Here is a 19389-nt window from a genome sequence, read left to right as displayed (position 1 = left end):
ATGGCAACCACCTCCTCTCCTGCCGTTGGCGGCAAAGCTTACAAGTATGTGGACCATTCCTACGACGTGATCGTCGTCGGTGCCGGTGGCGCGGGTCTGCGCGCGACGCTCGGCATGGCCGAACAGGGTTTCCGTACCGCCTGCATCACCAAGGTCTTCCCGACCCGCTCGCATACGGTTGCTGCCCAGGGCGGCATCGCCGCCTCGCTGCGCAACATGACGCCGGACAGCTGGCAGTGGCACCTCTATGACACCGTGAAGGGCTCTGACTGGCTCGGCGATGTCGATGCCATGCAGTATCTCACCATGGAAGCGCCGAAGGCGGTCTATGAGCTTGAGCATTACGGCGTGCCCTTCTCGCGGAATGAAGAAGGCAAGATCTACCAGCGTCCGTTCGGCGGTCATATGCAGAACTACGGCGAAGGTCCGCCGGTACAGCGCACCTGCGCCGTTGCCGACCGCACCGGCCACGCCATCCTGCACACGCTTTACGGCCAGTCGCTGAAGAACAACGCTGAATTCTTCATCGAGTATTTTGCCCTCGACCTGATCATGTCCGATGATGGCAGCCATTGCACCGGCGTCGTCGCTTGGAACCTGGACGACGGCACGATCCATCGCTTCTCCGCCAAGATGGTGGTGCTTGCGACCGGCGGTTACGGCCGCGCCTACTTTTCGGCAACGTCGGCGCACACCTGCACCGGTGACGGCGGCGGCATGATTGCCCGCGCCGGCCTGCCGCTGCAGGACATGGAATTCGTTCAGTTCCATCCGACGGGCATCTACGGTTCGGGCTGCCTGATCACCGAAGGCGCACGCGGCGAAGGCGGTTACCTCGTCAATTCCGAAGGCGAACGCTTCATGGAGCGTTACGCACCTTCGGCGAAGGACCTCGCCTCGCGTGACGTTGTTTCGCGCTGCATGACGCTGGAAATCCGTGAAGGTCGCGGCGTCGGCAAGAACAAGGACCACATCTTCCTGCATCTCGACCATCTCGATCCGGCCGTTCTGCACGAGCGCCTGCCGGGCATTTCCGAGAGCGCCAAGATCTTTGCCGGTGTCGACGTGACCCGCGAGCCGATCCCGGTTCTGCCGACCGTTCACTACAACATGGGCGGCATTCCGACGAACTATTGGGGCGAAGTGCTGAACGCCGACAGCTCCAACCCGGAACGCATTATCCCCGGCCTGATGGCCGTTGGTGAAGCCGGCTGCGCATCGGTTCACGGTGCAAACCGCCTGGGCTCCAACTCGCTGATCGACCTCGTGGTCTTCGGCCGTGCCGCCGCGATCCGCGCCGGCGAGGTCATCGATCGTGCAGCGCCGGTGCCAGCTCTGAACGAAAAGGCCTGCGACAAGATCATGGAGCGCTTCGACCGCCTCCGGAACGCCAATGGCGGCACGCCGACGGCGGTGCTGCGCGAGAAGATGCAGCGCACCATGCAGGAAGACGCGGCCGTGTTCCGCACCCAGGAATCGCTCGAAAACGGCTGCCGCCGCATGAGCGCGATCTGGAAGGAACTGCCGGACATCAAGGTCACCGACCGCTCCATGATCTGGAACTCCGATCTGGTCGAAACGCTGGAACTGGAAAACCTGATGGCCAACGCCATCGTTACCATCTACGGCGCCGAAGCCCGCAAGGAAAGCCGCGGCTCCCACGCCCGCGAGGACTACACCGATGGTCCGTTTGCAGGCCGTGACGACGTCAATTGGCGCAAGCACACGCTGGCCTGGGTTAATGAGGCCGGCGACGTGAAGCTCGACTATCGCCCGGTTCACACCGAACTGATCGCGGAAGGCATCGACCCCTACAAGATCGCCCCGAAAGCGCGGGTTTACTAAGCGTCGCGGCCGGTCTCCGGCTGCGGCACCATATGACGAAAACCGGTCGAGAGGAGTGCCTCCAGGAAATCGCTCGACCAACAGCGTGGCAACGGTTTGAACCACTCATGACAATCCGCATCGACATCGATCGCATCGAGTTCGGACATTGCGACCCGTCGAAGCCGATGGCCCGCCTCCTGAACCTCGAGGAACCGTCGGTGGACGGCATCGAGTGCCTTTTCAGACGGATCGATGGCGTAGACGGGTTTGCCGGCTGCGATCGCGTCGGCGATCATGGAGCGGCTGTCGCTGGTCACGAAGGTTGCGTCGGAGCGGGCGAGATAGTCGGTGATGACGGGTCTCGGCGCGGAGGCATACCAGACGGCATCCTCTATCACGTCGCCCGGGAGGCTGGCGGCAAGCTGTCTCTCGGCGGCCTTTCCGGTGCGCCGAGAGGTGGTGATCAGCAATTTCGTGCAGGTGCGCTTTGCAAGACTGGTAATTCCGGACGCGAGGTTCTCCCAGTCGGTCGCGGTGAAGGTATAGCCGGCTCCGTTCCCGCCAAGAAAGACGGCCAACTTGCGCCCATCGCGTGGCCCAGCCGCGGCTTTCGTCTCGACCGCCCGCCTCAGGACGGGGGTCGGGTAAGTAGAGAGATGGACGTGCGAGCCGATGTTTGCCGGCGTATCGGCATTGACGAGCACCAGAAAATCGTAGGTGGACGCCGGCATATTGCCGGGCGCACCGATATGGATCGTAAAGGCGCCTTCCGTGCCGCCGAGGAGAGCCGCAGTGTATTCAGAACGGCCGAGCGCGGTGATGACCACATCGGGAGCATCTCCCACGGAGAACTGCGCGTTGAAGATAAGGCGTGTCAGCAGGCGAGACACGAATGTTCTCCGACCTGGGCCGGTGAGTTTGCGGCGCAGCGCCCAGCGCAGCAGGCCGCGCAGTCGCTTGGTCCGGATCTTCCCGCGAACGGTAGCAACTTCGCAGGGCACCTGGGTCGCGATTGCGGCGGCAAGGCCAAGGCATTGGTTGTTAACGCCTGGCAGCCCGGTATCGATGACCCATATCCGCATTCCAGTCCCTTCCATCCCGGTCGACGCACATGACTGAGGCTCACGCGGCGACCGACCGACCGATAGCAATCCTCTTTGCCAATATGAAGGGCAATGTCGGAGACTTCGCGATCCTTCATGCCATGTTGAAGACGCTGGCAACTGCCCATCCCGGGCAGAGCGTTGACGTATATGCGCATCCGCTCGCCGCTGTCGATACCGTGCGCATGGATGCGTTCCGCGCGCTCGCGCCAGCGTATGATTATCGTGGCGTGTCGCCCGGCAGGAGGCTCGGCGGCTCTACGATGATGGCGCTGAAGTTGGGCGCTCTTCCCGGTGGTTTGGGGACGGTGATCGATCGGCTGGCACGCTCGAAGGCCAATGATTTCCAGCCGTTCACACACTATGATGCGGTTTATGTCGCAGGGGGCGAACAATGGAACGGGCGCAGGCTTGGCGCCGTCATGTTCTCGACGTTGAAGGCGCTGAGCGATCTTGGCGTGCCGGTCCGCTGCTATCCCTTTTCGGTGAAGCCCAAGATTGCAAAGTTCTATTCATCCAAGAACATCGCTCGGCTGTTCGGGATGCTTCGGCCAGTGATGGTTGTGCGAGATGCAAGCACCGCGGAGTTTTTGGGCAAGTCTGGACTGACGGCGAACGTGGGGACGGACAGCGTCTTCGCGCTTCAGGATGAGGTGAACGTGATCGCGCCGGCCGCCGGGCGCAATGACGAGCGCATACTGCTGGCCGCTACAGGCACCTATGAAATGCTGGCCGCAGCGGCCTCTGCGCTGATCGCAGGCGGCCATACGGTGGAAGCGCTGACAACGTGTGAACCGGAGGACCGGGAAAATCTGGAGCGGCTGAAACTCGATTTCGGCATTGCTTATCATGCTCCGGTGACGTGGCAGGATTTCGTCGCAGAACTGAAGGTTTGCAAGCTCTTCGTAACAAACCGACTGCACGGCCTCATTTTTTCCACGTTGGCGCTGGCACCGCTTTTCCCCGTGACCAATCGGGAAAAAGTGCGCGCGTTCGTGACCGATGCGGGGATCAGACATCATGCTAAGAGCCTGACAGAACTCGATGCGAAGATAATATCGGATGCCATAGACGGGCGTGCCGAGACGAGGGCTCAGATGGTGGCTTATGCGCTCCGCAGCCGCGACCTTCGGCAGACGCCGCTACCATGATGAACAAGCTTGTGGTCACACGACCCGACGATACTATATAGATGAGACGAAGGAACGCCGATGGTTGAGCTCGCACTGCCAAAGAACTCTCAGATATCCGAAGGCAAGGTCTGGCCTAAGCCGGCCGGTGCCACAAACACCCGCGAGTTCCGCGTGTATCGCTGGAGCCCGGATGACGGCAATAACCCGTCGATCGACACCTTCTACATCGATGTCGACGATTGCGGGCCGATGGTTCTCGATGCCCTCCTGTACATCAAGAACAAGATCGATCCGACATTGACCCTGCGTCGCTCCTGTCGCGAGGGGATCTGCGGGTCCTGCGCTATGAACATCGACGGCACCAACACGCTCGCCTGCACCAAGGGCATGGACGAGATCAAGGGTGCGGTGAAGATCTATCCTCTGCCGCATATGCCGGTCGTCAAGGATCTCGTTCCGGACCTTACCAATTTCTACGCCCAGCACCGCTCGATCGAGCCTTGGTTGAAGACTGTGTCGCCAACCCCGGCCAAGGAATGGAAGCAGAGCCACGAGGATCGCCAGAAACTCGACGGCCTCTACGAGTGCATTCTCTGCGCCTGCTGCTCGACATCCTGTCCGAGCTACTGGTGGAACGGCGACCGTTACCTGGGTCCGGCTGTTCTCTTGCAGGCTTATCGCTGGCTGATCGACAGCCGCGACGAAGCCAAGGGGGAGCGCCTCGACAACCTGGAAGACCCCTTCCGCCTCTATCGCTGCCACACGATCATGAACTGCGCCCAAACCTGCCCCAAGGGTTTGAACCCGGCCAAGGCAATCGGCGAGATCAAGAAGATGATGGTCGAGCGCCGCGTCTGATTCGGCCATTTGCGCGCAATGAGAATAGACGCCGGGCCTGCCCGGCGTTGTCATATCGGCCGTTCTTATGGCCATCTGCATGGATATGACCGCTGAAAAGTTTCATACGCGCCACATCAAGGTAAAGATTCGTCCCTAGGCTTGATTGAAAACATAGTTTTAAGTTAATGGCGCCTATATTGCTAACGGGTATGCAATCAGCGGGAGTTTCGACATGCGGGTAATCCATGCGGCAGCAGGTCTGGCAGTGGTGCTGGCGCTGGCAGGATGTCAGCGGACGTCCATGAGCGATTTCAACACCGCGCCGCAGCCGGCGCCGCTTCAGGCCCAGCCTGTTGGTGGTGTGTCTGCCAGCCAGCTTCCCGATCCGACGATGAACGCTGCGGGCAACACGTCACAATTCCCGGCTGCGCCGGTCAGCGGCACGGCTGCCGTCGGCGGTGTGACCCCAGGCGCGACCGATACGGCTGCCGCCGCAACGGGTCTCGATGTCACCAAGGAATCGATGGTCGGCAACTGGCGCGTGACCAATGCCGGCGCGTCCTGCGACATGTTCCTGACGCTGACCAATCTCGGCAGCGGTTCGCGCGGCGGTACGCGCGGCTGCGCCGGCGAACTGACACAGATGGGGTCCTGGGAAGTGGCCGGCAAACAGGTCATCCTGAAGGACCGCAACGGCAACCCGATCGCCCGTCTCTACAAGAGCGCCGACGCCCGCTTCGATGGCTCCACCAATGGCGGCCAGCCCGTCAGCCTCAGCCGTTAAGATCAGAGCCCGGCCTTCGCCGGGCTTTTTTGTCGCCTGAAAGGCGAGGGGCCTTCCGTGCCGAATTCCGAAGACAGCATTTCACGAAAACTCGAGGCCTTGATCGCCGAGGGCGCGATGCAACGCGATCCGGCGCAACTCGCCATCGTGCGCAAGCTCGATCGTCTCGCCATGGAGCTCGAAAGCAGCCGTGGCGAGCGCAAGTCCAGCGCGCTCGGCTGGCTGTTTGCCGCGCGCCGACAGGATCACGCGCCGGTCAAGGGGCTTTATCTCTATGGCGGCGTCGGGCGCGGCAAGACCATGCTGATGGACCTGTTATTCGAGACGGTCGCCATCAGGCGCAAGCGCCGGGCGCATTTCCATGAATTCATGGCCGATGTGCACAATCGCATCTTCGAGCATCGCCAGAAGCTCAAGAGTGGGGAAACGAAACAGGCCGACCCGATCCCGCCGGTCGCGTCCGCGCTGTTTGCCGAGGCCCGTCTTCTCTGCTTCGACGAGTTTACCGTTACCGATATTGCCGATGCGATGATCCTGTCGCGGCTGTTTGGGGAGCTGTTTTCCAAAGGCTGTGTGCTGGTCGCGACGTCCAACGTCGAGCCGTCCAATCTCTACCGGGATGGCCTCAATCGCAGTCTCTTCCTGCCGTTCATCGATCTTCTGCGCGCCCATGCCGAGATCGTGCCGCTGGATACCGATACAGACTATCGCATGCTGAAAACCTCCGGTCTGCCGGTCTGGTCGGCGCCCCTTGATGCTGCTGCGGATGCCGTTATGGACCGCTCGTGGAAGCAGGCCACTGCCGGCCTCAACATCGCGCCAACCGAAATTCAGCACAAGGGGCGCGCCATTCGCGTTCCGCAGGCTGCCGGCGATTGCGCGCGCTTCACCTTCGCCGACCTCTGCGAAAAGCCACTGGCGGCTGCGGATTACCTTGCCATCCTCTCGCATTACCGCGTGCTCTTCGTCGATCATGTGCCGCATCTCGGGCCTGAGCAGCGAAACCAGACCAAGCGCTTCATCCTGCTCGTGGACACGATTTACGATCAGGGCGCGCGGCTGGTTGCGTCCGCGGCATCCGCGCCGGCAGAGCTTCTGACGGCCAGGAAAGGCACGGAAGGGTTCGAGTTCGATCGCACCGTTTCGCGTCTCACAGAGATGCAGAGCGAAGAATACGCGCAGCGAAGCGCCTCGGTTTCTGGCTGATTTTGACGAAATGACGACAGAAATTCTTACGTTTACGTAAGAATTTTATGATCTAACCGATTGAAATCGTTCCCCTCAAAAGTATTAGTTGATATTTTAGGATTTGCGCCTTAAGTCCTTGCCGCGTAAGGTTTGGCGCTCGCACGTCCTCAGACGCCCTCGTTTCAGGCCTTGTCAGATTTGATCGCAAAGGAAGCACTTTCATGGCGCGCAACAAGATCGCACTTATTGGTTCTGGAATGATTGGTGGCACGCTGGCGCATCTCGCCGGCCTCAAGGAGCTGGGCGATATCGTTCTGTTCGACATCGCCGACGGCATTCCGCAGGGCAAGGGCCTCGATATCGCCCAGTCCTCCCCGGTTGAAGGGTTCAATGCCAACCTCACCGGCGCCAGCGACTACTCCGCCATCGAAGGCGCAGACGTCTGCATCGTCACCGCAGGCGTTGCCCGCAAGCCGGGCATGAGCCGCGATGATCTCCTCGGCATCAACCTCAAGGTCATGGAACAGGTCGGCGCCGGCATCAAGAAGTACGCCCCGAACGCCTTCGTCATCTGCATCACCAACCCGCTTGACGCGATGGTCTGGGCGCTGCAGAAGTTCTCCGGCTTGCCGAAGAACATGGTCGTCGGCATGGCCGGCGTTCTCGACTCGGCCCGTTTCCGCCTGTTCCTCTCCCAGGAATTCAACGTTTCGGTTCAGGACGTCACCGCCTTCGTTCTCGGTGGTCATGGCGATACCATGGTGCCGCTCGCCCGTTACTCGACCGTTGGCGGCATCCCGCTGACCGATCTCGTCAAGATGGGCTGGGTCACCAAGGAGCGCCTCGAAGAAATCATCCAGCGCACCCGTGACGGCGGCGCTGAAATCGTCGGCCTGCTCAAGACCGGTTCCGCTTACTACGCTCCGGCCGCTTCGGCGATCGAAATGGCTGAATCCTTCCTCAAGGACAAGAAGCGCGTCCTGCCGGTTGCCGCTCACCTCACCGGCCAGTACGGCGTCAAGGACATGTATGTCGGCGTACCGACGATCATCGGTGCCGGCGGTGTCGAGCGCATCATCGAAGTCGAATTCAACAAGGCCGAACAGGAAGCCTTCGACAAGTCGGTCGCAGCCGTTGCCGGCCTCTGCGAAGCCTGCGTCGCTATTGCTCCGAGCCTCAAGTAATCGCCTTAAGGCTAAACAGGAAATTTTCCCATGAACATTCATGAATATCAGGCCAAGGCTCTTTTGAAGACCTTTGGCGCTCCGGTTGCGGAAGGTGTCGCCATCTTCTCCGCCGATGAAGCTGAAGCTGCTGCAAAGTCGCTTCCCGGCCCGCTTTACGTCGTCAAGAGCCAGATCCATGCTGGCGGTCGCGGCAAGGGCAAGTTCAAGGAACTCGGCCCGGATGCCAAGGGCGGCGTTCGCCTGGCGTTCTCGATCGAGGAAGCCAAGGCCCACGCCAAGGACATGCTCGGCAACACGCTGGTCACGGCGCAGACCGGCGAAGCCGGCAAGCAGGTCAACCGTCTCTACATCGAAGACGGCGCCGATATCGACCGCGAACTCTATTGCTCGCTGCTGGTTGACCGTTCGGTCGGCCGCGTTGCCTTCGTCGTTTCGACCGAAGGCGGCATGGATATCGAGGCTGTCGCCCATGACACGCCGGAAAAAATCCACACCATCGCCATCGACCCGGAAACCGGCGTGACCGATGCCGACGTGGCCGCGATCTCCAAGGCGCTGGAACTTTCCGGTGCGGCTGCAGAAGACGCAAAGTCGCTCTTCCCGCTGCTCTACAAGGCCTTCAACGACAAGGACATGTCCCTGCTCGAGGTCAACCCGCTGATCGTCATGAAGAATGGCCATCTGCGCGTTCTCGACGCCAAGATGTCCTTCGACGGCAATGCGATCTTCCGTCACGACGACGTCAAGGCGCTGCGCGACGAGACCGAAGAAGACGCCAAGGAAATCGAAGCCTCCAAGTGGGACCTCGCCTATGTCGCCCTCGACGGCAACATCGGCTGCATGGTCAACGGTGCCGGCCTCGCCATGGCGACCATGGACATCATCAAGCTTTACGGCAAGGAGCCGGCAAACTTCTGCGACGTCGGCGGTGGCGCCGGCAAGGAGAAGGTCGCTGCAGCCTTCAAGATCATCACCGCTGACCCGAAGGTCGAGGGCATCCTCGTCAACATCTTCGGCGGCATCATGAAGTGCGACGTTATCGCGGAAGGCGTTGTCGCCGCCGTGCAGGAAGTCGGCCTCAAGGTTCCGCTGGTCGTTCGTCTCGAAGGCACGAATGTCGAGCTTGGCAAGAAGATCCTGAACGAATCGGGTCTGGCGATCACCGCTGCCGACGATCTGGACGACGCTGCCAAGAAGATCGTCGCTGCGATCAACGGCTAATTGAAGGACCTGGAACTTATGTCGATTCTCGTCAACAAGAACACCAAGGTCCTGGTTCAGGGCCTGACCGGCAAGACCGGTAGCTTCCACACCGAACAGGCGCTGGCTTACTACGGCACGCAGATGGTCGGCGGTATCCACCCGAAGAAGGGCGGCGAAACCTGGACCGGCTCGAAGGGCGAAAGCCTGCCGATCTTCGCTTCCGTTGCGGAAGGCAAGGAGCGCACCGGTGCAGACGCATCCGTGATCTACGTTCCGCCGGCCGGTGCCGCGGATGCGATCATCGAGGCGATCGATGCGGAAATCCCGTTCATCACCTGCATCACCGAAGGCATTCCGGTCATGGACATGGTTCGCGTCAAGGCTCGCCTCGACCGTTCGAAGTCCCGACTGCTTGGGCCCAACTGCCCGGGTATCCTGACTCCGGAAGAATGCAAGATCGGTATCATGCCGGGCTCGATCTTCCGCAAGGGGTCGGTCGGCATCGTTTCGCGCTCGGGTACGCTCACTTATGAAGCCGTGTTCCAGACCTCGAACGAAGGCCTCGGCCAGACGACGGCTGTCGGCATCGGCGGCGACCCGGTCAAGGGCACCGAGTTCATCGACGTGCTCGAGATGTTCCTCGCCGACGAAGCCACGACCTCGATCATCATGATCGGCGAAATCGGCGGTTCGGCTGAAGAAGATGCAGCCCAGTTCCTGATCGACGAAGCCAAGAAGGGCCGCAAGAAGCCGATGGCCGGTTTCATCGCGGGCCGTACCGCGCCGAAGGGCCGCACCATGGGCCACGCCGGCGCTGTCGTTTCCGGCGGCAAGGGCGATGCGGAATCGAAGATCGCTGCCATGGAAGCCGCCGGCATCAAGGTGTCGCCGTCCCCGGCGCGCCTCGGCAAGACCCTCGTCGAAGTCCTCAAGGGCTGAGACTGACAAAGCGGAAGGCGAAACTGGCGTTTCGCCTTCTTTGCACCATCTAAGCATTGAATGCTCGCGCCTGAAGCGCACGATCGCCCGGACGGACCGGGCGGCATCAACCAGTCAGGAGGCGGACGGACAGGTCCGCGGTACACAATGGCAAGGCAAGAGGCCAACGAACAATTCCTGCTGACCTCGTTCCTCGACGGAGCGAATGCCAGCTATATCGAACAGCTTTATGCGCGCTATGAAAGCGACCCGTCGTCGGTTTCCGGCGAATGGCAGTCCTTCTTCAAGGCGCTGCAGGATGAGCCGGCCGATGTGGTCAAGGCGGCCAAGGGCGCCTCCTGGAAGAAGCCGAACTGGCCGATCACTGAGCGCAGCGAGCTCGTTTCCGCGCTCGATGGCGACTGGGGCACGGTCGAGAAGGTTATCGAAAAGAAGGTAAAGGCCAAGGCCGAGGAGCAGGCTGCCGCAACCGGCGTTGCCGTTTCCTCCGCCGATGTTCATCAGGCGACGCGCGATTCGATCCGCGCCATCATGCTGATCCGCGCCTACCGCGCCCGTGGTCACCTGCATGCCAAGCTCGACCCGCTGGCGATTGCCGCGCCGGTCGAGGACTATCACGAGCTATCGCCGTCCAACTACGGCTTCAGCGAGGCCGATCTGGATCGCAAGATCTTCCTCGACAATGTCCTCGGCCTCGAATATGCGACGCTGCGCGAAATCGTCGATCTTTTGGAGCGCACCTACTGCTCCACTTTGGGCGTCGAGTTCATGCACATTTCCGATCCGGAGATCAAAGGCTGGATCCAGGAACGCATCGAGGGCAAGAACAAGGGTGTCGATTTCACGCCGGAAGGTAAGAAGGCGATCCTGTCGAAGCTGATCGAGGCTGAAGGCTTCGAGCAGTTCATCGACGTCAAGTACAAGGGCACCAAGCGTTTCGGCCTCGACGGCGGCGAATCCCTAATCCCGGCGCTGGAGCAGATCATCAAGCGCGGTGGCCAGGAAGGCCTGAAGGAAGTCATCCTCGGCATGGCCCATCGCGGCCGTCTGAACGTCCTGACCAACGTCATGGGCAAGCCGCACCGCGCTGTTTTCCATGAGTTCAAGGGCGGCTCCTACGCACCGGATGACGTCGAGGGTTCGGGCGACGTCAAGTACCACCTCGGCGCTTCCTCCGACCGCGAATTCGACGGCAACAAGGTTCACCTGTCGCTGACGGCAAACCCGTCGCACCTCGAAATCGTCAATCCCGTCGTCATGGGCAAGGCCCGCGCCAAGCAGGACCAGATGGCGAAGGTGTTCGAAGGCGACGTCATCCCCCTTTCCGAGCGCGCGCAGGTCATGCCGCTGCTTTTGCATGGCGATGCTGCTTTCGCCGGCCAGGGCGTTACGGCTGAAATCCTGGGCTTGTCGGGCCTGCGCGGACACCGCGTTGCCGGCACCGTGCATTTCATCATCAACAACCAGATCGGCTTCACCACCAATCCGGCCTTCTCGCGCTCTTCGCCCTATCCGTCGGATATGGCCAAGATGATCGAAGCGCCGATCTTCCACGTCAACGGCGACGATCCGGAAGCGGTGACTTACGCGGCCAAGATCGCCACCGAATTCCGCATGAAGTTCCACAAGCCGGTCGTCGTGGATATGTTCTGCTACCGCCGCTTCGGTCACAACGAAGGAGACGAGCCGTCCTTCACCCAGCCGAAGATGTACAAGGTCATCCGCGCCCACAAGACGGTCGTTCAGATCTATGGCGAGCGTTTGATCGCCGAAGGCCTGATCACCGAAGGCGAACTGGAAAAGATGAAGGCCGACTGGCGTGCCCATCTCGAGCAAGAGTTCGAGGCCGGCCAGTCCTACAAGCCCAACAAGGCCGACTGGCTGGATGGTGCGTGGTCGGGCCTGCGCACTGCCGACAATCAGGATGAGCAGCGCCGCGGCAAGACGTCGGTGCCGATGAAGACGCTGAAAGAAATCGGCCGCAAGCTTTCGGAAGTTCCGGAAGGTTTCCGTGCCCACAAGACCATCCAGCGCTTCATGGATAACCGCGCCAACATGGTATCGACGGGCGAGGGCATCGACTGGGCCATGGCGGAAGCGCTGGCGTTCGGCACACTCTGCGTCGAAGGCACGAAGATCCGTCTTTCCGGTCAGGATTGCGAACGCGGCACCTTCTCTCAGCGTCATTCGGTTCTCTACGATCAGGAGACCGAAGAGCGTTATATCCCGCTTGCAAACCTTTCCCCGACCCAGGGTCGCTACGAAGTCATCAACTCTATGCTGTCGGAAGAAGCCGTTCTCGGCTTCGAATACGGCTACTCGCTGGCTCGTCCGAATGCGCTGACCCTATGGGAAGCCCAGTTCGGTGACTTCGCCAACGGTGCGCAGGTCGTGTTCGACCAGTTCATCTCGTCGGGCGAGCGTAAGTGGCTGCGTATGTCCGGTCTCGTCTGCCTGTTGCCGCATGGTTACGAAGGCCAGGGGCCGGAGCACTCGTCGGCACGCCTTGAGCGCTATCTGCAGATGTGCGCGGAAGACAACATGCAGGTTGCAAACGTCACGACGCCGGCGAACTACTTCCACATCCTTCGCCGCCAGATGAAGCGCGACTTCCGCAAGCCGCTGATCATGATGACGCCGAAGTCGCTGCTGCGCCACAAGCGCGCCGTTTCCAGCCTTTCGGAAATGGCCGGCGAAAGCTCCTTCCACCGCCTGCTGTGGGATGATGCCGAAGTCATCAAGGACGGCCCGATCAAGCTCCAGAAGGATGCCAAGATCCGTCGCGTTGTGCTCTGCACCGGCAAGGTCTATTACGATCTGCTGGAAGAGCGTGAAAAGCGCGGTATCGACGACATCTACCTGCTGCGCGTCGAGCAGCTCTATCCGTTCCCGGCAAAGGCGCTCATCAACGAGCTGTCGCGCTTCCGCAACGCCGAGATGGTGTGGTGCCAGGAAGAGCCGAAGAACATGGGCGCCTGGTCGTTCATCGATCCGTATCTGGAATGGGTGCTGGCGCATATCGATGCCAAGTACCAGCGGGTGCGCTACACCGGCCGTCCGGCGGCTGCCTCCCCGGCAACCGGTCTGATGTCGAAACACCTCGCCCAGCTCGCGGCATTCCTGGAAGACGCGCTGGGAGGCTGATCAGCCTCCCGCTCTCCCCACAACAGATATTTGAAGAACGGACGTTAAAACCATGGCCACAGAAATCCGCGTTCCCACTCTCGGCGAATCCGTCAGCGAAGCCACCGTCGGTACCTGGTTCAAGAAGGTCGGCGACACCGTCAATGCCGACGAACCGATCCTCGAACTCGAAACCGACAAGGTAACGATCGAGGTTCCGGCTCCGGCCGCCGGCGTTCTCGCCGAAATCGTCGCCAATGCCGGTGAAACCGTCGGCCTCGGCGCGCTGCTCGGCCAGATCACGGCAAGCGGTGCAGGTGCTGCGGCCCCGGCCCCGGCTGCTGCCGAAAAGAAGGCTGAACCGGCTCCGGCCGCGCCTGCCGCAGCCCCGGCAGCTGCCGCGGCCGCGCCTGCCGCAGCCCCGGCAGCTGCCGCCTCCTCCATGCCGGCCGCTCCGGCTGCCGCAAAGCTGCTCGCAGAAAACAACCTGTCGGCGTCGGACGTCGATGGCTCCGGCAAGCGTGGCCAGGTTCTGAAGGGTGACGTTCTCGCCGCTGTCGCCAAGGGTACCTCCGCCCCTGCTGCTGCTCCGACTGTCGCTGCCCGCGCCCCGTCGTCGGCGGAAGACGCACCGCGCGAAGAGCGCGTGAAGATGACCCGCCTGCGCCAGACGATTGCCCGTCGCCTCAAGGACGCGCAGAACACCGCCGCTATGCTCACCACCTATAACGAGGTGGATATGTCGGCCGTCATGGCGCTGCGCAACCGTTACAAGGACATCTTCGAGAAGAAGCATGGCGTGAAGCTCGGCTTCATGGGCTTCTTCACCAAGGCCGTGACGCATGCTTTGAAGGAAATCCCGGCCGTCAACGCCGAGATCGACGGCACCGATATCGTCTACAAGAACTTCTGCCACATCGGCATGGCCGTCGGCACGGACAAGGGCCTCGTCGTCCCGGTCATCCGCGATGCCGACCAGATGTCGATTGCGGAAGTCGAAAAGGAACTCGGCCGTCTCGCCAAGGCTGCTCGCGATGGTTCGCTGTCGATGGCCGATATGCAGGGCGGCACCTTCACCATCACCAATGGTGGCGTTTACGGCTCGCTGATGTCCTCGCCGATCCTCAACGCGCCGCAGTCGGGCATTCTCGGCATGCACAAGATCCAGGATCGTCCGGTTGTCGTCGGCGGCCAGATCGTCATCCGTCCGATGATGTATCTCGCGCTCTCCTACGACCACCGCATGGTGGACGGTAAGGAAGCCGTGACCTTCCTGGTTCGTGTCAAGGAAAGCCTGGAAGATCCGGAACGTCTGGTTCTCGATCTCTAAGGATTTTCGATCATGGATGCAGCAGCACTGGCCGGTTCGCCGTTCCTTACCCTCCTCGCGGTCAGCGTCGTGCTGCTGATCTTCCATATCAGCCTGCAAGGCCACCTCGCGACGATGGAACTTGGTTCCGCATGGAACGCCGGTCCGCGAGACGAACAGAAGGCACCGTCCGGCAAATATGCCGGGCGTGCCGACCGGGCGTCGAAAAACTTTCGGGAAACCTATCCGGCCTTTGTTGGGCTTGCGCTTGCTCTTGCCATCGCCGGCGATCCCGGTGGGTGGGGGCTGATCGGCGCCTGGCTCTGGCTGATTTCGCGTCTCGTCTATATACCTCTCTATCTTGGCGGCGTGCCCTATATCCGCTCGCTGGTCTGGCTCGGCTCGCTGGCAGGCCTGCTGATCATGGCGGCCGTCGTCGTCTTTTAGGGGCAAGCGGATGATGAAGCGCGTTGCCTCGACAATTCTTCTCTGTTTGGCACCCCTCTCGGTTCAGGCGGCCGATTGCTTGCAGAGCAAAGCGATCTACGGCGATGCCGATGGTGCTTACGAACTCCGCTTCCTGCCCGTGGAATCGGAGAGCGCCACCACCAGCAACCGTTTCGAACTGGCCGTGCTTAAGACCGATCTGAGGCTCGAAGGCTTCGTGATGATCTCGGGCGATCCGGAACGCGCCAATGGCATGATCATGCACAATTGCCCGGAGGGCGATGTAACCGGCGACGATCTCGCCGCCTGCATCATCTGGCAGGGCGTGATCTATTCCGTTGCCTCCTCCGGCAGGATCGACCTTCTGCCAGCTGAAACGGCGGTGGCGGCAGAGCAATTGCTGCTTCCCGATTTCGGCCCCGCGCTGAAAGCCTCCTCCATCGCTGACAGGATCACGGTCACGCCCTGGGATGTCTTCGGCTTGAAAGGATGTGCGGCATGACGGATAAATCCGTTCTTCTCGTCACCGGCGGCAGCCGCGGCATCGGCGCTGCCATCTGCCGTTCCGCCGCTCAGGCCGGCTGGCTTGTGGTCGTCAACTACGCGACCAATGCGAGCGCCGCGGAAACCGTCGTCACGGATATCGTCAATGCCGGCGGCGAGGCAATTGCCGTTGCCGGCGATGTCGCAGAGCCCCGCGATATCGAGGCGATGTTTGCCACCATCGACAGCACCTATGGCAGGCTCGACGGTCTCGTCAACAATGCCGGTATCGTCGGCGCGCCGCAGCGGATCGACGAGATGGATTTCGCCCGCATCGACCGCATGCTGCGCGTCAATGTCACCGGCTCCATTCTTTGCGCCGGCGAGGCTGTTCGCCGCATGTCGACAAGCCGGGGTGGCAAGGGCGGCGTGATCGTCAATGTCTCGTCCATGGCAGCCGTTCTCGGTTCCGCCAGCCAATATGTCGATTATGCCGCCGCCAAGGGCGCAATTGATACCTTCACCATCGGCCTTGCGCGCGAAGTCGCGACCGAGGGCGTGCGCGTCAACGCCGTGCGCCCCGGCGTCATCGATACCGAAATCCATGCTTCCGGCGGTCTTCCAAACCGTGCTCGAGATATGGCGCCTAGCATTCCGATGCAGCGGCCCGGCGAGGCGCAGGAAGTCGCCGACGCGGTTCTCTATCTTCTTTCGTCTTCGGCATCCTATGTCACGGGTGCCATCCTCAATGTCAGCGGCGGCCGTTAGCCCCACAAGGAAGGATTTATCATGGCCTATGATCTCATCGTAATCGGCTCCGGCCCCGGCGGTTATGTGTGCGCCGTCAAGGCAGCCCAACTCGGTCTGAAGGTCGCCGTGGTCGAAAAGCGTGCGACCTATGGCGGCACCTGCCTCAACATCGGCTGCATCCCCTCCAAGGCGCTACTGCATGCGTCGGAAGTCTTTGCGCACACCGCCCATGGCATTGAAGAACTCGGCGTCGAGGTGTCTGCGCCGACACTGAACCTCGACAAGATGATGGCCCACAAGGATGCGACGGTGAAGTCCAACACCGATGGCGTCGCCTTCCTGTTCAAGAAGAACAAGATCGACGGCTTCCAGGGCACGGGCCGCGTCGTGTCGACCGGCAAGGTTGCGGTGAAGGCTGACGACGGTTCCGAGCAGGTTCTCGAAACCAAGAACATCGTCATCGCCACCGGCTCCGACGTTGCCGGCATTCCCGGCGTTCAGGTCGAGATCGACGAACAGGTCATCATTTCGTCCACCGGCGGCATCGCGCTGAAGAAGGTTCCCGAGACCCTGATCGTCGTCGGCGGCGGTGTCATCGGCCTCGAACTCGGCTCTGTCTGGCAGCGCCTCGGCGCCAAGGTCACGGTCGTCGAGTATCTCGACACCATCCTCGGCGGTATGGATGGCGAGGTCTCCAAGCAGTTCCAGCGCATGCTGGCGAAGCAAGGCTTTGACTTCAAGCTCGGCGCCAAGGTCACCGGCGTTGAAAAGTCCGGCGCCGGCGCCAAGGTCACCTTCGAGCCGGTCAAGGGCGGCGAAGCGCAGACGCTCGATGCCGAAGTCGTGCTCATCGCCACCGGCCGCAAACCCTTCACGGCGGGCCTCGGCCTCGAAGAAGCGGGCGTCGTCCTCGACAACCGCGGCCGCGTCGAGATCGACGGTCACTTCAAGACCAATGTCGATGGCATCTACGCAATCGGCGACGTTGTGCGCGGCCCGATGCTGGCCCACAAGGCTGAAGACGAAGGCGTGGCCCTTGCCGAAATCCTCGCAGGCCAGGCCGGCCATGTGAACTACGATGTCATTCCGGGCGTCGTCTACACCCAGCCGGAAGTCGCCTCTGTTGGTAAGACCGAAGAAGAACTGAAGGCCGCAGGCATCGCCTACAAGGTCGGTAAGTTCCCGTTCACAGCCAATGGCCGCGCCCGCGCCATGCTGCAGACGGATGGCTTCGTGAAGATCCTCGCCGACAAGGAAACCGACCGCGTTCTCGGCGGCCATATCGTCGGCTTCGGCGCCGGCGAAATGATCCACGAGATTGCCGTTCTGATGGAATTCGGCGGTTCCTCGGAAGACCTCGGCCGTACCTGCCACGCGCACCCGACCATGTCGGAAGCCGTGAAGGAAGCCGCACTCGCGACCTTCTTCAAGCCGATCCATATGTGATCCCGCCTGACATCACAGGCTCTGAAAGGGTGGCTTCGGTCACCCTTTTCTTTTGGCTGCATACTCACAAAGGAATTTCGAATGATCACCTGCTACCTGCGCTATGTCATCGATCCGCACAAGTTGGTGGAGTTCGAGGAATACGCCCGCCTCTGGATCCCGATCGTCAACCGCATGGGCGGCGCGCATCACGGCTATTTCCTGCCGAGCGAAGGCGCAAACAACATCGCGCTTGCGCTCTTCAGCTTTCCGAGCCTTGCGGCTTACGAAGATTATCGCCAGCGCATGGCCGTCGATCCCGAATGCATCGCCGCCTACGATCTCGACAAGCGTAACCGCAGCATCATCAGCTTCGAACGCAGCTTCATGCGCCCCGTCTTCTGATCCATAAAAAAGCTCACAAAGCCGGGGCCTTGCGAGCTTTTGATCCATTCTGGGCGGTTAAGCGCAGGCGATATTCTTACTGTAACGTCCGCGGCTGTAGCGCTGCCGCAGGCTGGGCATCGATCGGTCTCGTGGCCGCGCCCATGCCATTCGGATCGAGCCCGGTCGCCACCACCGAGACACGGAACACGCCGTCCAGATTGCGGTCGAAGATCGCGCCGACCACGATATCGGCTTCCTCGAACACTTCCTCGCGGATGCGGGTCGCGGCTTCGTCGACTTCGAACAGCGTCATGTCCATGCCGCCGGAGATCGAAATCAGCACGCCCTTGGCGCCGCGCATCGAGGTTTCGCTCAGCAGCGGGTTGGCGATTGCCGCTTCCGCGGCCTTTAGCGCGCGACCTTCCCCGGAAGCCTCGCCCGTGCCCATCATCGCGCGGCCCATGCCCTTCATGACGGTCTTCACGTCGGCGAAGTCGAGGTTGATCAGGCCTTCCTTGACGATGAGGTCGGTGATACAGCCGACGCCCGAATAAAGCACCCGGTCGGCGATGACGAAGGCATCGGCGAAGGTGGTCTTGGCATCGGCGATCCGGAACAGGTTCTGGTTCGGAATGACGATAACGGTATCGGCGGCTGCCCGCAGCTTTTCGATGCCTTCTTCGGCCGTCTGCATGCGGCGCTTGCCTTCGAAGCTGAAGGGCTTGGTCACGACCGCGACTGTCAGGATGCCGGCCGCGCGGGCTGCCTGTGCGATGACGGGAGCAGCCCCGGTTCCGGTGCCGCCGCCCATGCCGGCGGTGACGAAGCACATATGCGTGCCACCGAGATGATCCATGATCTCGTCGATCGATTCTTCCGCCGCCGCCCGGCCGACTTCCGGCAGCGAGCCGGCACCGAGCCCCTGGGTCACTTCGGAACCGAGCTGGATCAGCCGGGTCGCCTTGGACATGGTGAGCGCCTGCGCGTCGGTGTTGGCCACCACGAATTCGGCGCCCTGCAGGCCCTCGGAGATCATGTTGTTGATGGCATTGCCACCACCGCCGCCAACACCGATGACAGTGATCTTCGGTCTCATTTCCGAAACGTCGGGCTTCTTTACATTCATGCGTCGTGTCCCTCGGGATAAGGCTGCGGCGGGCTGATCGCGCAATACGAATCAGTGTCTCCCTGCAGATTAGGTCTGCAAAAAGGCAGAGAGGCGGCTGAGATGCAAGGGGCAGATCTTTTTCGCAGCTCTTCC

General features: G+C 61.4%; 17 protein-coding genes. 15 read left to right on the top strand and 2 right to left on the bottom strand.

Translation table 11 applies throughout. The features are described from left to right. On the top strand, nt 1-1845 hold the full coding sequence (gene sdhA / locus BLX89_RS14560) for a succinate dehydrogenase flavoprotein subunit (protein ID WP_075291646.1): 1845 nt from the start codon (nt 1-3) through the stop codon (nt 1843-1845). Here sdhA and BLX89_RS14555 read toward each other — a convergent pair. Continuing rightward, entirely contained in the window at nt 1842-2909 is a 1068-nt protein-coding gene (locus BLX89_RS14555) for an ELM1/GtrOC1 family putative glycosyltransferase (protein WP_075291645.1), read from the bottom strand. The two genes, sdhA and BLX89_RS14555, sit on opposite strands and share 4 nt — an antisense overlap. A 29-nt stretch (nt 2910-2938) precedes the next feature. Between BLX89_RS14555 and BLX89_RS14550 the strand changes: the two genes are divergently transcribed. The 14 genes from BLX89_RS14550 (at nt 2939) to BLX89_RS14485 (ending at nt 18146) form a co-directional block, all read left to right on the top strand. Continuing rightward, a complete protein-coding gene (locus BLX89_RS14550) occupies nt 2939-4081 on the top strand; it encodes a polysaccharide pyruvyl transferase family protein (protein WP_083637535.1) in 1143 nt (380 codons plus the stop codon). A gap of 60 nt (nt 4082-4141) precedes the next feature. Further along, nucleotides 4142-4921 (top strand): succinate dehydrogenase iron-sulfur subunit, encoded by a 780-nt coding sequence (locus BLX89_RS14545; protein ID WP_075291643.1) that lies wholly within the window; start codon nt 4142-4144, stop codon nt 4919-4921. A 214-nt stretch (nt 4922-5135) separates the two neighbouring features. Beyond that, a complete protein-coding gene (locus tag BLX89_RS14540; protein ID WP_075291642.1) occupies nt 5136-5687 on the top strand; it encodes a protease inhibitor Inh/omp19 family protein in 552 nt (183 codons plus the stop codon). A gap of 57 nt (nt 5688-5744) precedes the next feature. Next, on the top strand, nt 5745-6893 hold the full coding sequence (gene zapE, locus BLX89_RS14535; protein WP_075291641.1) for a cell division protein ZapE: 1149 nt from the start codon (nt 5745-5747) through the stop codon (nt 6891-6893). Nucleotides 6894-7096: 203 nt separating this feature from the next. Then, a complete protein-coding gene (mdh, locus tag BLX89_RS14530; protein ID WP_075291640.1) occupies nt 7097-8059 on the top strand; it encodes a malate dehydrogenase in 963 nt (320 codons plus the stop codon). Between the two features lie 30 nt (nt 8060-8089). Next, nucleotides 8090-9283 carry an ADP-forming succinate--CoA ligase subunit beta gene (gene sucC, locus BLX89_RS14525; protein ID WP_075291639.1) on the top strand — a complete coding sequence of 398 codons (1194 nt, stop codon included), beginning with the start codon at nt 8090-8092 and terminating at the stop codon, nt 9281-9283. Between the two features lie 18 nt (nt 9284-9301). Next, on the top strand, nt 9302-10204 hold the full coding sequence (gene sucD, locus BLX89_RS14520; RefSeq protein WP_075291950.1) for a succinate--CoA ligase subunit alpha: 903 nt from the start codon (nt 9302-9304) through the stop codon (nt 10202-10204). A gap of 147 nt (nt 10205-10351) precedes the next feature. Further along, the gene (locus BLX89_RS14515) at nt 10352-13348 is read left to right on the top strand and encodes a 2-oxoglutarate dehydrogenase E1 component (RefSeq protein ID WP_075291638.1); all 2997 of its coding nucleotides are present in this window, start codon (nt 10352-10354) and stop codon (nt 13346-13348) included. A gap of 52 nt (nt 13349-13400) precedes the next feature. Beyond that, on the top strand, nt 13401-14657 hold the full coding sequence (gene odhB, locus BLX89_RS14510) for a 2-oxoglutarate dehydrogenase complex dihydrolipoyllysine-residue succinyltransferase (RefSeq protein WP_075291637.1): 1257 nt from the start codon (nt 13401-13403) through the stop codon (nt 14655-14657). 12 nt (nt 14658-14669) lie between these two features. Next, nucleotides 14670-15083 (top strand): MAPEG family protein, encoded by a 414-nt coding sequence (locus tag BLX89_RS14505; RefSeq protein ID WP_075291636.1) that lies wholly within the window; start codon nt 14670-14672, stop codon nt 15081-15083. 10 nt (nt 15084-15093) lie between these two features. Continuing rightward, complete coding sequence (locus BLX89_RS14500; protein ID WP_075291635.1) at nt 15094-15585, top strand: hypothetical protein; 492 nt, start codon at nt 15094-15096, stop codon at nt 15583-15585. Then, nucleotides 15582-16334, top strand: a complete 753-nt coding sequence (locus tag BLX89_RS14495; protein WP_075291634.1) for an SDR family oxidoreductase — start codon at nt 15582-15584, stop codon at nt 16332-16334. Before BLX89_RS14500 ends, BLX89_RS14495 begins: the two co-directional genes overlap by 4 nt. A 21-nt stretch (nt 16335-16355) precedes the next feature. Further along, entirely contained in the window at nt 16356-17762 is a 1407-nt protein-coding gene (gene lpdA / locus BLX89_RS14490) for a dihydrolipoyl dehydrogenase (RefSeq protein WP_075291633.1), read from the top strand. Between the two features lie 81 nt (nt 17763-17843). Then, on the top strand, nt 17844-18146 hold the full coding sequence (locus tag BLX89_RS14485; protein WP_075291632.1) for an NIPSNAP family protein: 303 nt from the start codon (nt 17844-17846) through the stop codon (nt 18144-18146). Nucleotides 18147-18222: 76 nt separating this feature from the next. On the opposite strand, the gene ftsZ is transcribed toward BLX89_RS14485, so the two are convergent. Next, nucleotides 18223-19254 (bottom strand): cell division protein FtsZ, encoded by a 1032-nt coding sequence (ftsZ, locus tag BLX89_RS14480; protein ID WP_075291631.1) that lies wholly within the window; start codon nt 19252-19254, stop codon nt 18223-18225. Between the last annotated feature and the right edge of the window lie 135 nt (nt 19255-19389).

Origin of the sequence: Pararhizobium arenae, from assembly GCF_001931685.1 — a bacterium.
In the GTDB taxonomy this organism is placed as follows: Bacteria; Pseudomonadota; Alphaproteobacteria; order Rhizobiales; family Rhizobiaceae; genus Pararhizobium; species Pararhizobium arenae.
Note: the sequence above shows the minus strand (reverse complement) of the source record. Positions and strands in the feature narration are given on the sequence as shown.